Genomic DNA, 15,559 nt, shown 5'->3' on the forward strand with positions numbered 1-15,559 from the left:
CCTCACTTCGGTAAATTCGGTAGTTTTGGATTCCAGCTTTCGCGAAAATCAATTTCGGTTTCTTCCCAGTGATCAAGCTCCCAAAACCACTTTGACGGATCGATGCTCATGCGCGAAGGCGTCGCGGAGGCTAGATAGGGCGGCGGGCCTGCGGTGATAAAGGCCTGCACGCAATTAAAAGCCATGATGATCGCAAAGGCTGCCACGGCTATCTTGCCTAGCGCGAAGCTCGGCAGAACCGCGCCGTATGCGCCCTCTTCACTTTTTTGCATTATTTTACCTACGTTTTTGCCTAACAGCAAAATCACTCCCAAAAATATAATGACGCAAAAATGCACCACTATGACCCAAAACTGCGTGTGTGCGCCTAAAATTTCAAGCCCGAAGCCCTGCTTGATGTCGAGGTAGCCGCCGCCCGTGCCGTCTAGGCTGTAATGCAAAAAGCCGTCGTATAGCCCAAGGCATGCTAAAAAGAGGATTACGGCTAGGTATTTGACAGTAAATCCGTATCTAACGATCAGCAAAGCCACGAATGAGATCGCTACCATGCAAAATCTCTCGTGCCAGCACATGATGCAGGGACTATCGCCCATACCAAAGCCCAAAACAAGGCATGCGATACCTACGGGCAAAGCGATGAGAGCGAGTGCCGCGAGGGCGAAAAGATTGAAAAATCGCTTTTCATCTTCGCCCCAGCCTGCAGAAATTTCGGCGCCGCGAATGAAGCTTTGAGGCATTTTATCTTGCAAACTTTTCATTGCTCGCTCCTAAAAATTTCCCATAGGCACGACGGCAAATTTATTCACCCACGCCATCATGATGACGAGTATAGCGATACCCGCGATACCAAAGCCCATAACTGCGCGCTTTTTCTCAGGTCTAAACCACAACAAAAGGCCCGCGACGAAAAACATCAGAACCATTAAAAATTCCATATTTTCTCCTTTCTTATTGAAATTTAATATCGTAAAATATTACTATTTTGCTTATTAGACATATATTAAAAATTGTGTTTTATCAGTGTAAATAAATTTTTTATGGAATTTTATGATACTAAAATAGCCATTTTTAAGAAAATTTTTTCTATTTCAGCTTGATTTAAATTTATCTAAAGCATTTCGATTAGCCTGATTTTGCTTGTGCGAGTCGCGTGATAAAACGTCACGCGATTGAAATTATAAAATTAGCAAGAAGATGAACAATGACTTTTAGCGCGGCGGCAGGCAAGTGGAGGGCAATCATCGCTGGGGCGCACCGTTTTTCTTGCGGCGGGGCGGTCTCTTGCATTATGTCTATCTTCTTACGTTTAGGCTGTATTCTCGCACCGCGTTTTCCCCTACTGAGTGCTCGTTTCGGTAGCGGACGCCGCCTCGTTGATAGCAAGCAATACTTTGCGATCGGTTTATGTCGGTTGCGGATGCTGTTTTATTGTGCAGTTATTTCGGCTTGCATTGCGCAATGAAATTTTGAAATTTTACAAAGCTTACCCAAGCCGATCACTTTAAATTTTTGCTCGTTCTTAGTCGCGAAATGTTTGCGCGTGGGCTTTAGGCGGCATGCAGACATCCTCGCGTACTCCCTGCTGAACTATGACGAGCTTTCGTATCCGACGTCAAAAGCCGCCTGCGACGCTTTCGTGCCGCCGTTTTGTAAGATATATCTAGTTTCCTACAACCTAATACGCTTTTGAAAATCAAGCGGGCTTGGCGTAGTATTGCAGGAATTTTTGCGTATCGTAGTGATGCTGTTTGCCGTTAAATTCCACCATTTTGCCGCCGCGCAGGCACAAACATACGCTAGGCTCATAGATCGTCGCGTGAAGTCCGAGGGCTCGCTTTGGCGGTAGAAGCTAAGCGCTTGTATGGGCGTCTGAACGTGTCCGTAGGAGAGATACAGCTCGCCGGTAATCTTTGCGGCGTCTTTTAAAATTTTATCTGCTTCATTCATCTAAGCTCCTTTAAATTTACGCGGGTTATATTTAAATTTGCACGATTAGGCAAGGAATTTGGACCATCGCGCTACCACAAAATTTTAAAAAAGGCTATAATTTAGCAACTTTATTTCAAGGAGATAAGATGAGAGATTTTAGTTTTTGCAACCCCGTGAGGATAGAATTTGGCAAGGGTAAAGAGGAGCATATCGGGCAGTATATGAAGGAAGTGGGCGCGAAAAAAGCTCTCGTACTATACGGCAGCGAACGCGTACGAAAGAGTGGTCTGATGGGCGTCGTGGAGAGCAGCTTAAAGGCAAGCGGTATAGAATTTACGCAGCTTGGCGGCATAAAATCAAATCCCGTGCTAAGCAAGGTAAACGAAGCAATCAAGCTCGCCAAAGAATTTGGCGCAGATAGCGTGCTTGCTGTAGGCGGCGGAAGCGTGCTGGACTCCGCAAAAGCCGTAGCCGCGGGCGCCTGCTACGAGGGAGACGTGTGGGATTTTTTCACCGGCAAAAATCCTAGCGCCGCGCTTAAAATTTTTGACATCATCACCCTTGCCGCGACGGGCTCGGAGATGAACTGCGGCGGCGTGGTGACTAAGGAGCAGACCAAACAAAAATACGCGATCAGCGCGCCGTGTCTATACCCGAAGGTCTCGGTCATAAACCCGCAGCTGCAAGCAACCGTCAGCCGCGAGTATCTCGTATATAGCGCGAGCGACATCATCGCACACAGCATCGAGGGGTATTTTACCGCTAGCGACCATCCAGATATCGTGCGAGCCTATATCGAAGCTAACATCAAAACCGTCATCCGCACGACCGAAGCTCTGCTTGCAGATCCGAGTGATTACGACGCGCGTGCCGAGTTTGCGTGGGCTGCGACGATGGCGCTAAACGGGCTAACTTACGTGGGTGTGGGCGGCTTCGGCTATCCGAATCATATGATCGAGCATGCGATGAGTGCGGTCGTGGACTGCGCGCACGGAGCCGGTCTTAGCGTGGTAATGCCTGCGTGGATGAGGTGGTATAAGGATAGGAATTTAAGCGCGTTTGAGCGTTTCGCGCTTGAAATTTTCGGCCTTAAAAGCGCGGATGAGGGCATCCTGGCGCTTAAGACGTGGTTTGATAAGATCGGCACGCCTACTAGCCTCACGCAGCTTGGCATCGAAGGCAAGGTGCTAGACGAGGTCATAGACGTAGCCGCGACAAACGCCAAAGCGTGGAATATGGCGGAGCTCTACAGCCGCGAAAATATCGCTAAAATTTTAGATTTTGCAAAATAAGGCGCGAGCGCATAGATAAAATTTAAACCGAAGGGGCGAGTGATCGCCCTTTTCCGAAAAGGCAGGCGGCAGTGTGGACGCACTAGTGATAGCCCTTTCCAAAAAAGCAAACGACAGCGTGGATCGCTAGATGATCGTCCGTATCCCTTAAGTCTACGGCGCTTGCCGCAAGAGGGCGGCAGCGATAGGCAGTGTGCCTGATTTAAAGTGGAAGCGGCCACAGATCGAGCGTGGAATTTGGCTATGGTCTGGCAGGGTAAATTTTTGTCGCATAATATTCGCATTGAATTCGATGTGCAAATCTCGCAATAAATTTTACTCTAGCGCGAAGTTTTATCGCGTTTAATGGCTTGCTTAAATGCTCTTATCTTGCGCTATCTAAAAATTCGCTCGTTAAATTTTAATCTCGGCTTTATATTTGTGATTGCAAAATTTGCTTTTGCGTGCCGCTGCGCATAAATTTACCCCTCGATGCTAAGCAGATCACCGAAAATTTCTTTGCAATACTGAATGAAGCGTTTGGGAATTTTAACGCCGCTGATATCCACGGCGATAACGCTATCTTGGACTTCAAAAACAATAAGCTCGCTAGTGATTTTCACAGCCTTGCAGCCATTATAGCACACGTCGCCGTTGCACTCGGCGTATAAGCCGTTATGCGGCGCGTCTGCGTCCTCGTACCGCCCGAGCTTGATCGGTCTTTGAAAAAGCAGATAGTTCTTATAGTCGTATTCGTCGTCCGCTAGGCCTATCATATAATAATTCTCGGCGCTGTTTTTGGAAGCTGTCGCAATACCGGCTTGAAAATTTAGTCTAAATATAAACTCTGCTTTGGCAAAAAGCGGCAAATTTTATCGCTTCAAATTTACACGAGCTGCGCGCCCCCGCCTTTTACAACCTCTCCGATGACGTAGCCATCGGTGTTTGCTAGTACGAAATCCGCGTTTTCTTTCGACGCTACGACGATCATACCAACGCCCATATTAAACGTCCTTATCATCTCTGCCGGCTCCACTTTTTGCGCGATGATTTTAAATATCTCGGGCGTGCGGATCGCGGCATGCTTGATCTTCGCACCCAGCCCCTCAGGGAATACGCGCGGCAGATTTTCCACTATGCCCCCGCCCGTGATATGCGCGAGCGCGTGGATCTTGTCTTTTAAATTTAAAAAGTCTCCGACGTAAATCCTGGTCGGTTCCAAAAGCACATCGATGAGCGCGCGACCGTCCACTTTGTCGTCAAATTTTAGCCCAAGCTCGGCGATCACTTTGCGCGCGAGCGAGAAGCCGTTTGAGTGCAGACCGCTGCTAGGAAGCGCGATGAGTACGTCGCCCTCACGCACGAACTTGCTGCGGTCGATCTCGTCTTCCTCTGCGATACCCACGGCAAAGCCTGCGAGGTCGAAGTCGCCCTTTTCATACATCGAGGGCATCTCGGCCGTCTCGCCGCCGATTAGCGCGCAGCGCGCGAGTTTGCAGCCCTCGGCGATGCTTTTTACGACCTCTTTGGCATCAGCGATCTCAAGCTTCGCCGTCGCGTAGTAGTCGAGGAAAAATAGCGGCTCGGCGAAGTTACAGATGAGATCATTCACGCACATCGCGACGAGGTCTTGACCGACGCCCTCAAATTTACGCGCGTCGATCGCTAGTCGCAGCTTTGTGCCCACGCCGTCGGTAGCGCCTAGGATAGCTGGTTTTTTGTAGCCTGCAGGTAGCCTCACCGCGCCGCTAAACGAGCCGATACCGCCTAAAACGTGCGGAGTTTGCGTCCTTTTGACGAATAGTTTTATCGCGTTTACGAAGTCATTTCCCGCGTCTATATCGACGCCCGCGTCTTTGTAGCTTATCAAATTTTATCCTCCAAGATGGTATAATTTCGCAGATTTTAGCTAAAATCGAATAAAAACGCTATAAAGGCTCACCTTGAAATTTAAACACTCCATCGTCATCACGGGCAGCATCGGAAGCGGCAAGAGCGCGGTTTGCGAGCTGCTTCGTGATCGCGGATTTGAGATCATCGATGCCGATAAGATTTCGCATTGCGTTCTTGATCGCTGCGCTACGCAGGTGGCTGAAATTTTCGGCGCGAAATACGTCGCGCAAAAAGACGTACAGGCTGCAAATTTGAACCCTCAAGCGGAATTTAACGCTAGCGGCGATCAGGAAATTTCGTCCGCGCTCTGTATTTCGGTGGACCGAAAAAAACTAGGCGAGCTGGTGTTTAAAAACCCTACGGAGCTCGCAAAGCTCGAAGCGCTGCTGCATCCGAAGATAAAGGCTGAAATTTTATCGCAGGCGCGGGCTTTAGAGGCGAAAGGAAGGCTCTATTTCGTCGATATTCCGCTGTTTTTCGAGGGCAAGAGGTATGAGTTTCTCGATAAAGCGGCGGTCGTTTATGCGCCTAAAAATACGCTGATTTTGCGCGTGATGAAGCGAAACGGGCTCGATCATGCCGCCGCAAAGCACCGCGTGGAGCTGCAGATGGATATCGAGCAAAAGCGCGCTATGGCGGATTTTGTTATAGATAATAGCGGTGATCTTTTCGCGCTTAAGGCCGCGGTGGAGAGATTTTTAAAAGAGCTAGAATATGAAATTTAGCCCTTGCGCGGTTGCATAAAATTTCTACGCAAATTGAGATGAGACTAAAAATAAAGGAGAGATGATGAGGATCGGTAGCTGTGCCCAAAAGGGCGCTAAATTTCAAAATTTTAAAAGTGCGCCGCTTAAAGAGTGGTTGAAATTTACGGCGCGAAGGGTTTTGCTCTCCGTGCTATTTGCGACGGGCGCTGCGGCGGAGATCGACGATCTAAGGAAGGGCTGCGCCGCTGGGAGCGAGATGGATTGTAAAAAACTAAGCCGCGTGATAAACGAGCTACAGCGCAACTGCGACGCTGGCGGCGAGGAAAATGCGCTAGACTGCGCAAATTTAGGCTACGCATACGACTCGAATAGAAGCTTCAGGCAGGCCGCGCGCTATTACGACAGGGCGTGCAAGCTCGGCGAGCAGAAGGGCTGCGTCTATTTGGGGTTGCTCTACAACGACGGGCAGGGGGTAGCGCAGGATCGCAAGAGGGCAAATGAGCTTTTTAGCGATGCTTGTAAGAAAAACAGCAGCGAGGGGTGCGCGAGCCTTGCATACAACTATAAAAAGGGGCTCGGCGTCTATCCAGACACGAAAAAGGCGATCGAGCTTTTGATCAAGGCTTGCAAGATGGGGCAAGTAGAGGCGTGCCATAACCTAGGGCTTAGCTACGTCCTCGGCGACGGCGTGAAAAAAGACGCGGACAGGGCTAGGACATTTTTTACGAGGGCTTGTGAGCGAGGACACACGGATTCGTGCGTAAATTTGGGCGTTACGTATTTTAAGGGCGATGGCGGGCAAAAGGATCATGCGCTTGCTGCGAAGTATTTTAGCGAAGCGTGCGAAAAAAGCGACGAGCCGTTAGCCTGCTCAAATTTAGCGTATCAATACGAAAAGGGCTGGGGCGTAGCGAAAGATAAAAAGAAGGCACGCGAGCTTTATGAAAAGGCTTGCAAGCTCGGTAGATTTGATGCTTGCGAGCATTTAAAGGCTATGAGGTAGGCTCTAACATCAAGCGCGAAAAACGCATAACAAAATGGGCTCACGAAAGAAGATAGTTAGTAACTTTAGTCTTAGTAAAGCCTAGGAATAAGCGATGCGCTTAAATTTAGATAGAAGTAAAATTTTAATAAAGCGTTAGTGAGCGTTAGTAATTTTAAAAATTTGCGAGGTAGATGATGAAAATTTCAAAATACAATGCGAGCGGAAATGATTTCGTAATATTTACGGATTCAGTTAAGGCGGATAGATCCAAGCTAGCGCGCGAGCTATGTGATAGGCGTGATGGGGTGGGCGCTGACGGGCTCATCGTCGTGCTACCGAAATTTAACGGTATCGAGGGGATAAACTTTGAGTGGGAATTTTACAATAGCGACGGCAGTAGCGCCGATATGTGCGGCAACGGCTCGCGAGCGGTATGCATGTATGCGTATGAGAATTTTTTGGCCGCGCAGAGTATGAAATTCCTAAGCGGCGCAGGCGTAATTAGCGGCGAGATTTTCGGTATTTTCGGCGGAAATTTGAGCGAGAGTATGCGCGGCGAGCTACGCAATGTAAGCTTCGGCGAGATTTTCAATCTGCGTCCTAACGCTCACGCGTTAGTAGCTAACGTCGAGGTAATGTTAACTCGTCCTAAACGCCTTGGCGAGAGCTTTGAGGAGGCAGGGCTAACGTGGTATTTTTATAACACAGGAGTACCGCACTTGGTAACTTTTGTTAGCGATTTAAATGAGTTCGACGCCGAGCTGGCTCGCGATCTGCGTGAAAAGTATAACGCTAACGTTAATTATGCGTTAGTTCAAAGCCGCCTCGCAAGCAAAATTTTAAAGGTACGCACCTTTGAGCGCGGTGTAGAAGCAGAAACTCTCGCATGCGGTACGGGGATGGCAGCATGCTTCATAGCAGGCGTCGAAAATATGGGGCTAGCTCCCGACATCCGCGTGATGCCTGCAAGCGGCGAAATGCTAAATTTGCGCTTAGGAGATGGAGGTAAAATTTACTTTCGCGGCGACGTTAGGCATACTTTCGATGGCGAATTTATCGGATACGTGGAGTAGGCAGACGGAATTTGAAGCCGGTTTGCGCGAGAATCCGTAAAATTTTCGAGTGCGATTTATACAAAATTTCGCTTTTCACTCCGTTTTATAAAATAATATATTTGCAATACGGCATTGGAATTTTAAAATTTTATGATGATGAAATTTTAAAATTTACAGGGTATGGTTTGCGTAATAATTTTAATTGCGAAGTAAAATTTGCCGCTTCACTGCAAAATTTAATTCCAAATTTCGGAATTTTATGAAATAAAATTTCAAGATTTCAGCATGCGGAATTTTGCTACTAAATTTAAAATTTTGCTTGAATTTTACATTTGTATCGAATTAATTTGGGCTTTTATAGAATTTAAGCGTTATAGTGTTATAAAATTTACGCTATAGCCCGCTCGTTCGGTTTATAATTTTTACTGCCACCGCAAAAAATCCGCCGTGTCCGCACTAGTGAAATTCTGTCGCATTTGCACTAGTGAAATTTCGCTACCAATAGCAGAAAGCGCGGTATCAAGCGCAAATCCTCGCCGCGGGTAAAATCTATCATTGACGATAAAAGCTAGATTTATCGATACGGCAATTCTTGAAGCGCGGTAGAATTTAATAACGACGATAAAAGCATAGTGCCGTTACGGCGAAATTTAAATTTGCGCCCGCCGAATTCCGCCGCGCTGTCATTTTGTCGTTTAAATTTTAAATTCCATCCGCGTCGGTTTCGCCGAAACTAGGCATAAAATCTAATGATTAACTCTCTGGCGAGCGCTAAAATCATGACGAAAATTATAAATTTTAATAAAGATTTTTGTCGCATCGCAACGAGCATAGCGATGCCGAATAAAACGAGCGCAATGTCTAAAAATGTATCTTTCATACGCTTAATTGAAATTTAATCAAAATGCTAAGTATGATAAGAAGTATTATAAAGCGCAGGATTGAGCGCATGGAGGATAGATCGCCAAATTCTTTGTCATATTCCTTTTTTACCTCCCACTCAGCTTTCCATGCGAATATTTTTACTATAAAATCTAGCATTTTCATCTCCTTTTTTAAGGCGAGCAGCACAAAAACGAAATTCTGTCACTCCACGTGAAATTAAAGAATTCTATCTAATCGGCGCTTAAAATTTTTAATTTTGGGCTATTTATCGGCGTTTTGGACGAGCTCCTTTTCGTATTTTTCGATAAAGCTTCGCCCTGACTCGCATAGGCGGTAGATGAAAATCTTCGACGCCTTGCCCGCATCAAGCCCCGTGTCCTTTATACTTTCGCGCTGCAGATAGCCCCAGTTTTTATGAATTATATCAAGAGTCGATTTGACCGAGGTGTAGTTGCGTCCACTCGCAGCTGCGAATTCGTTCACGGGTCTCATAAACTCCGCATCGCTTTGCTTATTGCGACACAAAAGCCCCTCTTTGCCTTGCGATTCGACCAGTTTTAGCGTTTCATAAATGAGTTTGTCTTTTAATTTGATCATCGGCTTTCCCTTGCGTAATTGATATGGGTTTACCAAAATTATATCATAAAATTTGTATTTTTATGATATGAAATGTCAATAATTAGAAGCTAAGCACGAACTCATGAAACGGTACGACATCGCAGCGAATACCCTCAATCTCGAGCCTACCGGAGTTTGCCATAGAAACGACTTTTAAGCTCGTGATGCCGAGCCTCTTGAGCACGCTTAAAATTTTACGAAATTTTAAAAAGATAATGTCCGCGTCGCTGAATGGGATGACGAGAACCCCCATCTTTAGAGCAGGCAGGTAAAAATCCAACTCTTTTGTGTAAAAAATTGGTGTATTTAGCCCCAAAAGCTCGCAAAAAAGGACGTTGGCAAATTTTTTCGAGAAGTCCTTTTTACTCGTTAAAATTTCGCGCATATTAAAATGCGAAAAATATAGTTTTTTTGCGCGCGCGGGCTCGCCAGCTTTGCTTAAAAATCTGATGAAATTTTCCCGCTCAAGCTTGGCGATAGTGCCGTATACGGCGTCTTTGGAGATCTTGATGCGCGGCTTTAGCGCGGTGTAAATTTTATTTACGCTAAACGCGGCGTGGACGAAGCCCAGGCACTCTTTTAGGATTAAAATTTCCGTGCGGCTAAAGTTTGCCGTAAGCAGCCTCTGCTCGAATTCTAAAATTTCAGCGGGGGTTATGAAGGGGCTTTTTGCGCCGCCGCCTTGGGCTAAAAACGCCGAAATCATCGAGTTTATCTCGTTGTGGCGCTTATCGAAGGCGATAAATTCTTCAAATGAAAGCGGCAAAAGCTCAAGCCGCTCAAAGCCTGGCAAAACTAACTCTTTATCGCGAGTAGAAATTATAAAGCGCTTTAAATTTAGCCTCCCAGCGAAGCTTTGAAGCGATGAAATTTCAAAATCGGCGCTACTAAAATTATCTAAAAAAAGCGATGAAATTTGCTCGTTGGCGGCTAAAAATTCTTTGATCTCTCGGAAGAAATTCTCGCTCCTGCTTTTTGCACCGTAGAACTCCGCATTTTTTATGTTGTTTGAGCCGCCTGTGCTCGCATTTTTTGTGTTTTTTGGATCTGTATTTTTTATGGCGGCGCGATAAAATTCGCCCGTATCCGAAATTTCCGCGTCTAACGTAGCTTCTCTGCTTATTTCATGCTCGTTTACTTCGCTAACCTTTGTATCGCCTGCACTATTTCTAGCCGCAAAAATTGCATCATTCGCTACCGCCTCTTCAAGGCGTAGATCGGCTAAATTTAGGTACAAAATTTCATCTTTTTTAAGTTCTGAAATTTCATTTTTTAGCACGGCGCTTTTGCCGGAATTTAGCACTCCGTAGATTATAGTTTTGGGAGAGTTTACATCTTTTTTGCGCGGGATAAAAGCCGTAAATTCCGGCGGATTTTCGTAAAAAAATTTTAGATCATTCATATTAGGTATTTTAAAATTCTCCTTATTAAAAGGAAATAAATCTGAAAAATATTATGAGATTTTTATATCCATTTTAAATTTGTCCAAAATTTTTATATTGGAAATTTCCAAAATTTTACATATTTTTCCTTATGAAAAGGAAATATTTCAATAAAATTTGGCTATTTTCTTGACAAAGCCGGAGCGCTTTTATATAATGTGCATCTTTTGTTTGAAACAAAGGGTCGCGCGTTGCGACAAGTTCTTTATTAAGGAAAAGTGATGCAAAAAATTAGGTTAAAACTCAAGGCTTATGACCATCGAGTTTTAGATCGCACAGTTTCGGCTATCGTTGAAGCCGTAAAAAGAACAGGTGCGGACGTCAGAGGTCCCGTGCCGATGCCTACGAAGATTAAACGCTACACCGTTTTAAGATCTCCGCACGTAAATAAAGACTCCAGAGAGCAGTTTGAGATGAAAATTCACGCTCGTATGCTAGACATCGTAGCGGCTACGCCAGATACGGTTGATTCGCTAACTAAGCTTGATTTGGCTCCGGAAGTCAACGTCGAAGTTCACGCGATGGGCAAATAAGGGGTAAAACAATGGAATATATTGTAGAAAAAATAGGTATGAGTAGGACGATCGACACGAGCAGCACGCCCGTGACGCTTTTGCGACTTATCAATACCAAAATTTGCGAAGTTTGCGATGAGAAAAAAGCTATCGTATCTTACGCAGAGGGCAAAGCGTATAATAAAGCTATAGCCGGCATTCAAAAGAAATATAGTCTAAGCAAGGAATTTAATAAATTTGCGACTCTAAGCTTAGAAAATGCCGAGCTTGGCGATCAAAATTTAGATGTTTTGAGCGAAGCCAAGATCGTCAAAGTAAGCTTTAAATCCAAGGGCAAAGGTTATCAGGGCGTTATTAAGCGCCATGGCTTTGCGGGCGGTCCTGCAGCGCACGGTAGCCGCTTCCACCGAAGGCCTGGTTCTATTGGCAACTGCGAGTGGCCCGGTCGCGTTCAGCCTGGTATGAGGATGGCGGGACACACTGGAAACGAAACGATCACTGCTAAAAACGAAGTCGTAAGCTTTGATGCCGAGAATAAAATTTTAGTGCTTAAGGGCTCGGTTCCTGGATTTAACGGCGCAATGGGCAGAATAAGGATAGTAAAATGAGTAAAGTAAGCGTGCTTAACGAAAAACTGGAAAAAGCAAGCGAAATTGAAATCCCTGCGAAATTTTCGGAAGTCAATTCGCACAATCTATATTTGTACGTCAAATCTTACCTTGCTTCGCTTCGTGCAAATACGGCTAACGCTAAAACTCGCGCCGAGGTTAGCGGCGGCGGCAAAAAACCTTGGCGACAAAAGGGTCGTGGCGGCGCACGCGCGGGCTCAACTAGAACTAACGTCTGGGTAGGCGGCGCGGTCGCATTCGGTCCGACTAACGAACGAAATTACGAGCAGAAGGTCAATAAGAAGCAAAAACGCCTTGCGCTGGAATTTGCTATCAATGAGAAAGCAAACGAGGGTAAAATTTTTATCTTCGACGATTTAGAGCTAAAAAGCGGCAAGACTAAAGACGCGGCAAATTTTATTAAGAAACTGGGCGTTAGAGATGCGCTGATCGTTAAAAACGAGCTAGACGCACAAACTCTTTTGGCTTATAGAAATCTTAAGAATTGCTATGTCGTCGATGCAAGCGAGGTCAATGCCTACCTAATCGCAGTTTACGGCTCGATCGTATTCGAAAAAGCGGCATTTGAATCAATAGTGAAAGAGGACTAAAATGGCAGATATAACAGATATCAAAACGATCCTTTATACGGAAAAGTCTCTCGGTCTTCAAGAAAACGGCGTGGTCGTTATCCAAACTAGCCCGTCGGTTACGAAAAACGGACTAAAGAGCGTTTTAAAGAACTATTTCGGGATCACTCCGCTAAAGATAAATTCTTTAAGACAGGACGGCAAGGTAAAAAGATTTAGAGGTAAAATGGGCGCTAGAAACGATGTGAAAAAATTCTACGTCAAGCTACCTGAGGGCGCAAGCCTAGAAAGCGTGGAGGCGTAAAATGGCGATCAAAACTTATAAACCGTATACTCCAAGTAGAAGATTTATGACCGGGCTTAGCAGCGAGGATATCACTGCAAAAGCTAGCGTTAGAGGCTTGCTTATTAAAATTCCTGCCGCAGCCGGAAGGAATAATAACGGCCGCATTACCAGCCGCCATAAACAAGCAGGAGCTGCTAAACTTTATAGAATCATCGATTTTAAGCGAAATAAATTCGGCGTTGCTGGCAAGGTCGAGGCGATCGAATACGATCCGAATCGCAACTGCCGTATCGCATTGATCTCATACGCAGACGGCGAGAAGCGCTATATTATCAAGCCTAACGATCTTAAAGTGGGCGACGTGGTAGCCGCTGCCGAGGGCGGATTGGATATTAAACCGGGCAACGCGATGAAGATGAAAAATATCCCTGTGGGAACTATCCTGCACAATATCGAGTTAAAACCTGGCAAAGGTGCTCAAATGGCACGTAGCGCAGGAGGCTATGCTCAGCTTATGGGTAAAGAGGAAAAATATGTCATTTTGCGTCTGCCTAGCGGCGAGATGAGAAGAGTACTTGCAGAGTGTATGGCTAGTATCGGCGTAGTGGGTAACGAAGAGTGGGCAAACGTCGTCATCGGTAAAGCCGGACGTAACCGCCACAGAGGTATCCGTCCTCAAACCAGAGGTTCTGCAATGAATCCGGTCGATCACCCACACGGCGGTGGCGAGGGTAAGAAAAACTCCGGCCGCCATCCGGTAACTCCGTGGGGCAAACCGACGAAGGGCTATAAAACTCGCCATAAAAAAGCGAGCGATAAGCTTATAATTTCAAGAAGGAAAGGAAAATAAAAATGGCTAGATCGCTAAAAAAAGGTCCTTTCGTAGATGATCACGTAATGAAAAAAGTCGTTGCGGCAAAGAAAGCCGGCGATAATAAACCGATCAAGACTTGGTCGAGACGAAGCACGATCGTGCCTGAGATGATCGGACTTACGTTTAACGTTCATAACGGAAAGAATTTTATCCCGGTTTACGTCACCGAGCATCATATCGGTTATAAATTAGGCGAGTTCGCTCCTACGCGCACTTTCAAGGGCCACAAAGGCTCCGTCCAGAAAAAGATCGGCAAGTAAGGATAGAATATGAGTAAATCAACTATTAAATTTGTCCGCCTTTCGCCGACAAAAGCAAGACTTATCGCGAAGCAAATTCAAGGCATGAATGCGGAATTTGCCCTTGCCACTTTGGAATTTACGCCTAATCGCGGTGCGAAATATATCGCGACGGCGATTTCAAGCGCGGTCGCAAACGGCGGCTTTGAGCCTGAAGAGGTCGTAGTTACAAGCTGCCGAGTGGATGCTGGTCCTGTGCTTAAGAGATTTCGTCCGCGCGCCAGAGGTACGGCTAGTCGTATCCGCAAACCTACTTCGCACATCATCGTCGAAGTAGCAAAACCAAGTAAGAAGGAAGCGTAAATGGGACAGAAAGTAAATCCGATCGGTTTAAGATTAGGAATTAATCGAAATTGGGAGTCTAGATGGTTCCCTTCTAAAGCGACGCTTTCCGAGAGTATCGGCGAGGATTACAAGATTCGCAAATTTTTAAAAGCCAAGCTTTATTATGCGGGAATTAGCCAAATTCTTATCGAAAGAACGGCTAAGAAAATTCGCGTAACGATCGTAGCCGCAAGACCGGGTATTATCATCGGCAAAAAAGGCGGCGAGGTTGAAAATTTAAGAAGCGAAGTCGTTAAGCTAGTCAATAAAGACATAGCGATCAATATCAAAGAGGAGCGCAAAGTAGGCTCGAACGCACTTTTGGCTGCGGAAAACGTAGCTATGCAGTTAGAGCGCCGCGTTGCATTCCGCCGCGCTATGAAGAAAGTCATCCAAGGCGCTCAAAAAGCAGGTGCAAAGGGAATTAAAATTTGCGTCGCAGGTCGCTTAGGCGGCGCCGAGATGGCTAGAACCGAATGGTATTTGGAGGGACGCGTTCCGCTTCATACTCTAAGGGCTAGGATCGATTACGGCTTTGCCGAAGCGCATACGACTTACGGTAATATCGGCATTAAGGTTTGGATCTTTAAGGGTGAAATTTTACAAAAAGGCATCCAGGCTGAAAAGACCGATGATGCGCCTAAAAAAACACGCAGACCAAGAAGAGGTAAATAGTTATGTTGATGCCAAAAAGAACAAAATACCGCAAGATGATGAAAGGTCGCAATCGCGGCTACGCGACGAGAGGAAATTCCTTGACGTTCGGCGATTTCGGTATCAAAGCGGTAGAGGCGGGCAGGGTAAATTCTCGCCAGATCGAAGCGGCTCGTGTCGCGATGACGCGCTTCGTGAATCGTCAAGCTAAAATTTGGATTAAGGTATTCCCAGACAAACCGCTTACCAAAAAGCCTCTACAAACTCGTATGGGCAAGGGTAAGAGCGGCGTAGAAGAGTGGGTAATGAATATAAAACCGGGCAGGATCATTTTCGAGATGACCGGTGTTAGCGAAGAGGTTGCTAAAGAGGCGCTTATGCTTTCGATTCATAAACTACCTTTTAAAACGAAAATCGTAAGTAGGGAAAGCGAAAATGAAATATACTGATTTGAAAGATAAAGATTTAGCTGAGCTAAATTCTATGTTGAAACAAAGTAAGTTGCTTTTATTTACGGCTAGACAAAAGCTAAAAACTATGCAGCTAAGCAATCCTAACGAGATTCGCGCTATCAAAAAAGATATCGCTAGAATCAACACCGCTATTAAAGCGAAATAAGGATAG

Annotated in this window: 21 protein-coding genes and 1 pseudogene; 14 read left to right on the top strand and 8 right to left on the bottom strand. The window is 45.8% G+C overall.

The annotated features are described in order from the left end of the window. Positions 1 to 2 precede the first annotated feature (2 nt). The 3 genes from Q0380_RS03540 to Q0380_RS03550 all read right to left on the bottom strand — a co-directional run bounded on the left by Q0380_RS03540 (position 3) and on the right by Q0380_RS03550 (position 1,947). Positions 3 to 758: a disulfide bond formation protein B gene (locus Q0380_RS03540; RefSeq protein WP_298960245.1), complete on the bottom strand. Its 756-nt coding sequence runs from the start codon at positions 756 to 758 to the stop codon at positions 3 to 5. Positions 759 to 767: 9 nt separating this feature from the next. Next, positions 768 to 935: a hypothetical protein gene (locus Q0380_RS03545; protein WP_291938627.1), complete on the bottom strand. Its 168-nt coding sequence runs from the start codon at positions 933 to 935 to the stop codon at positions 768 to 770. Between the two features lie 733 nt (positions 936 to 1,668). Next, positions 1,669 to 1,947: a hypothetical protein gene (locus Q0380_RS03550; RefSeq protein ID WP_298960248.1), complete on the bottom strand. Its 279-nt coding sequence runs from the start codon at positions 1,945 to 1,947 to the stop codon at positions 1,669 to 1,671. 128 nt (positions 1,948 to 2,075) lie between these two features. Here Q0380_RS03550 and Q0380_RS03555 point away from each other — a divergent pair, with 128 nt between their 5' ends. Further along, positions 2,076 to 3,221, top strand: coding sequence for an iron-containing alcohol dehydrogenase (locus Q0380_RS03555; RefSeq protein WP_298960250.1), 1,146 nt, complete (start codon positions 2,076 to 2,078; stop codon positions 3,219 to 3,221). A gap of 461 nt (positions 3,222 to 3,682) precedes the next feature. On the opposite strand, the gene Q0380_RS03560 is transcribed toward Q0380_RS03555, so the two are convergent. After that, on the bottom strand, positions 3,683 to 3,976 hold the full coding sequence (locus Q0380_RS03560; protein ID WP_366806614.1) for a hypothetical protein: 294 nt from the start codon (positions 3,974 to 3,976) through the stop codon (positions 3,683 to 3,685). Positions 3,977 to 4,086: 110 nt separating this feature from the next. Beyond that, positions 4,087 to 5,070, bottom strand: a complete 984-nt coding sequence (gene purM / locus Q0380_RS03565) for a phosphoribosylformylglycinamidine cyclo-ligase (RefSeq protein ID WP_298960256.1) — start codon at positions 5,068 to 5,070, stop codon at positions 4,087 to 4,089. Between the two features lie 73 nt (positions 5,071 to 5,143). Between purM and coaE the strand changes: the two genes are divergently transcribed. The 3 genes from coaE (at position 5,144) to dapF (ending at position 7,858) form a co-directional block, all read left to right on the top strand. Continuing rightward, entirely contained in the window at positions 5,144 to 5,818 is a 675-nt protein-coding gene (gene coaE, locus Q0380_RS03570; protein WP_298960259.1) for a dephospho-CoA kinase, read from the top strand. Positions 5,819 to 5,882: 64 nt separating this feature from the next. Then, complete coding sequence (locus Q0380_RS03575; protein ID WP_298960262.1) at positions 5,883 to 6,803, top strand: tetratricopeptide repeat protein; 921 nt, start codon at positions 5,883 to 5,885, stop codon at positions 6,801 to 6,803. A 176-nt stretch (positions 6,804 to 6,979) separates the two neighbouring features. After that, complete coding sequence (dapF, locus tag Q0380_RS03580; protein WP_298960265.1) at positions 6,980 to 7,858, top strand: diaminopimelate epimerase; 879 nt, start codon at positions 6,980 to 6,982, stop codon at positions 7,856 to 7,858. Positions 7,859 to 8,716: 858 nt separating this feature from the next. Here dapF and Q0380_RS03585 read toward each other — a convergent pair. The 3 genes from Q0380_RS03585 to Q0380_RS03595 form a co-directional block, all read right to left on the bottom strand. Beyond that, a complete protein-coding gene (locus Q0380_RS03585; protein ID WP_298960270.1) occupies positions 8,717 to 8,881 on the bottom strand; it encodes a hypothetical protein in 165 nt (54 codons plus the stop codon). A 105-nt stretch (positions 8,882 to 8,986) separates the two neighbouring features. Further along, positions 8,987 to 9,322: a hypothetical protein gene (locus tag Q0380_RS03590; protein WP_298960273.1), complete on the bottom strand. Its 336-nt coding sequence runs from the start codon at positions 9,320 to 9,322 to the stop codon at positions 8,987 to 8,989. A gap of 82 nt (positions 9,323 to 9,404) precedes the next feature. Next, a complete protein-coding gene (locus Q0380_RS03595; protein WP_298960276.1) occupies positions 9,405 to 10,745 on the bottom strand; it encodes a hypothetical protein in 1,341 nt (446 codons plus the stop codon). A 261-nt stretch (positions 10,746 to 11,006) separates the two neighbouring features. Between Q0380_RS03595 and rpsJ the strand changes: the two genes are divergently transcribed. The 10 genes and pseudogenes from rpsJ to rpmC all read left to right on the top strand — a co-directional run bounded on the left by rpsJ (position 11,007) and on the right by rpmC (position 15,553). Further along, a complete protein-coding gene (rpsJ, locus tag Q0380_RS03600) occupies positions 11,007 to 11,318 on the top strand; it encodes a 30S ribosomal protein S10 (RefSeq protein ID WP_005869011.1) in 312 nt (103 codons plus the stop codon). 11 nt (positions 11,319 to 11,329) lie between these two features. Next, positions 11,330 to 11,908: a 50S ribosomal protein L3 gene (rplC, locus tag Q0380_RS03605; protein ID WP_298960279.1), complete on the top strand. Its 579-nt coding sequence runs from the start codon at positions 11,330 to 11,332 to the stop codon at positions 11,906 to 11,908. Then, complete coding sequence (gene rplD, locus Q0380_RS03610; protein WP_298960283.1) at positions 11,905 to 12,519, top strand: 50S ribosomal protein L4; 615 nt, start codon at positions 11,905 to 11,907, stop codon at positions 12,517 to 12,519. The genes rplC and rplD overlap by 4 nt, the downstream gene beginning before the upstream one ends. Position 12,520: 1 nt before the next feature. Further along, entirely contained in the window at positions 12,521 to 12,802 is a 282-nt protein-coding gene (locus Q0380_RS03615) for a 50S ribosomal protein L23 (protein ID WP_177387640.1), read from the top strand. A gap of 1 nt (position 12,803) precedes the next feature. Beyond that, on the top strand, positions 12,804 to 13,634 hold the full coding sequence (rplB, locus tag Q0380_RS03620; RefSeq protein WP_298960287.1) for a 50S ribosomal protein L2: 831 nt from the start codon (positions 12,804 to 12,806) through the stop codon (positions 13,632 to 13,634). A gap of 2 nt (positions 13,635 to 13,636) precedes the next feature. Further along, on the top strand, positions 13,637 to 13,918 hold the full coding sequence (rpsS, locus tag Q0380_RS03625) for a 30S ribosomal protein S19 (RefSeq protein ID WP_005869002.1): 282 nt from the start codon (positions 13,637 to 13,639) through the stop codon (positions 13,916 to 13,918). Positions 13,919 to 13,927: 9 nt separating this feature from the next. Next, positions 13,928 to 14,239, top strand: a pseudogene (gene rplV / locus Q0380_RS03630) (50S ribosomal protein L22); the annotation flags it as partial. A 21-nt stretch (positions 14,240 to 14,260) separates the two neighbouring features. After that, positions 14,261 to 14,956: a 30S ribosomal protein S3 gene (gene rpsC, locus Q0380_RS03635; RefSeq protein ID WP_005868997.1), complete on the top strand. Its 696-nt coding sequence runs from the start codon at positions 14,261 to 14,263 to the stop codon at positions 14,954 to 14,956. A 2-nt stretch (positions 14,957 to 14,958) separates the two neighbouring features. Then, the gene (gene rplP, locus Q0380_RS03640) at positions 14,959 to 15,384 is read left to right on the top strand and encodes a 50S ribosomal protein L16 (protein WP_005868996.1); all 426 of its coding nucleotides are present in this window, start codon (positions 14,959 to 14,961) and stop codon (positions 15,382 to 15,384) included. After that, positions 15,371 to 15,553, top strand: a complete 183-nt coding sequence (rpmC, locus tag Q0380_RS03645; protein ID WP_005868995.1) for a 50S ribosomal protein L29 — start codon at positions 15,371 to 15,373, stop codon at positions 15,551 to 15,553. The genes rplP and rpmC overlap by 14 nt, the downstream gene beginning before the upstream one ends. The last annotated feature ends 6 nt before the right edge of the window (positions 15,554 to 15,559 follow it).

This window comes from uncultured Campylobacter sp., from assembly GCF_937959485.1.
Classification (GTDB): Bacteria; Campylobacterota; Campylobacteria; order Campylobacterales; family Campylobacteraceae; genus Campylobacter_B.

Coding starts and splice junctions, on each gene's coding strand:
- Q0380_RS03540 (WP_298960245.1), bottom strand. CDS start 758: ATGAAAAGTTTGCAAGATAAAATGCCTCAAAGCTTCATTCGCGGCGCC.
- Q0380_RS03545 (WP_291938627.1), bottom strand. CDS start 935: ATGGAATTTTTAATGGTTCTGATGTTTTTCGTCGCGGGCCTTTTGTTG.
- Q0380_RS03550 (WP_298960248.1), bottom strand. CDS start 1,947: ATGAATGAAGCAGATAAAATTTTAAAAGACGCCGCAAAGATTACCGGC.
- Q0380_RS03555 (WP_298960250.1), top strand. CDS start 2,076: ATGAGAGATTTTAGTTTTTGCAACCCCGTGAGGATAGAATTTGGCAAG.
- Q0380_RS03560 (WP_366806614.1), bottom strand. CDS start 3,976: ATGATAGGCCTAGCGGACGACGAATACGACTATAAGAACTATCTGCTT.
- Q0380_RS03575 (WP_298960262.1), top strand. CDS start 5,883: ATGAGGATCGGTAGCTGTGCCCAAAAGGGCGCTAAATTTCAAAATTTT.
- dapF (WP_298960265.1), top strand. CDS start 6,980: ATGAAAATTTCAAAATACAATGCGAGCGGAAATGATTTCGTAATATTT.
- Q0380_RS03585 (WP_298960270.1), bottom strand. CDS start 8,881: ATGCTAGATTTTATAGTAAAAATATTCGCATGGAAAGCTGAGTGGGAG.
- Q0380_RS03590 (WP_298960273.1), bottom strand. CDS start 9,322: ATGATCAAATTAAAAGACAAACTCATTTATGAAACGCTAAAACTGGTC.
- Q0380_RS03595 (WP_298960276.1), bottom strand. CDS start 10,745: ATGAATGATCTAAAATTTTTTTACGAAAATCCGCCGGAATTTACGGCT.
- rpsJ (WP_005869011.1), top strand. CDS start 11,007: ATGCAAAAAATTAGGTTAAAACTCAAGGCTTATGACCATCGAGTTTTA.
- rplC (WP_298960279.1), top strand. CDS start 11,330: ATGGAATATATTGTAGAAAAAATAGGTATGAGTAGGACGATCGACACG.
- rplD (WP_298960283.1), top strand. CDS start 11,905: ATGAGTAAAGTAAGCGTGCTTAACGAAAAACTGGAAAAAGCAAGCGAA.
- Q0380_RS03615 (WP_177387640.1), top strand. CDS start 12,521: ATGGCAGATATAACAGATATCAAAACGATCCTTTATACGGAAAAGTCT.
- rplB (WP_298960287.1), top strand. CDS start 12,804: ATGGCGATCAAAACTTATAAACCGTATACTCCAAGTAGAAGATTTATG.
- rpsS (WP_005869002.1), top strand. CDS start 13,637: ATGGCTAGATCGCTAAAAAAAGGTCCTTTCGTAGATGATCACGTAATG.
- rpsC (WP_005868997.1), top strand. CDS start 14,261: ATGGGACAGAAAGTAAATCCGATCGGTTTAAGATTAGGAATTAATCGA.
- rplP (WP_005868996.1), top strand. CDS start 14,959: ATGTTGATGCCAAAAAGAACAAAATACCGCAAGATGATGAAAGGTCGC.
- rpmC (WP_005868995.1), top strand. CDS start 15,371: ATGAAATATACTGATTTGAAAGATAAAGATTTAGCTGAGCTAAATTCT.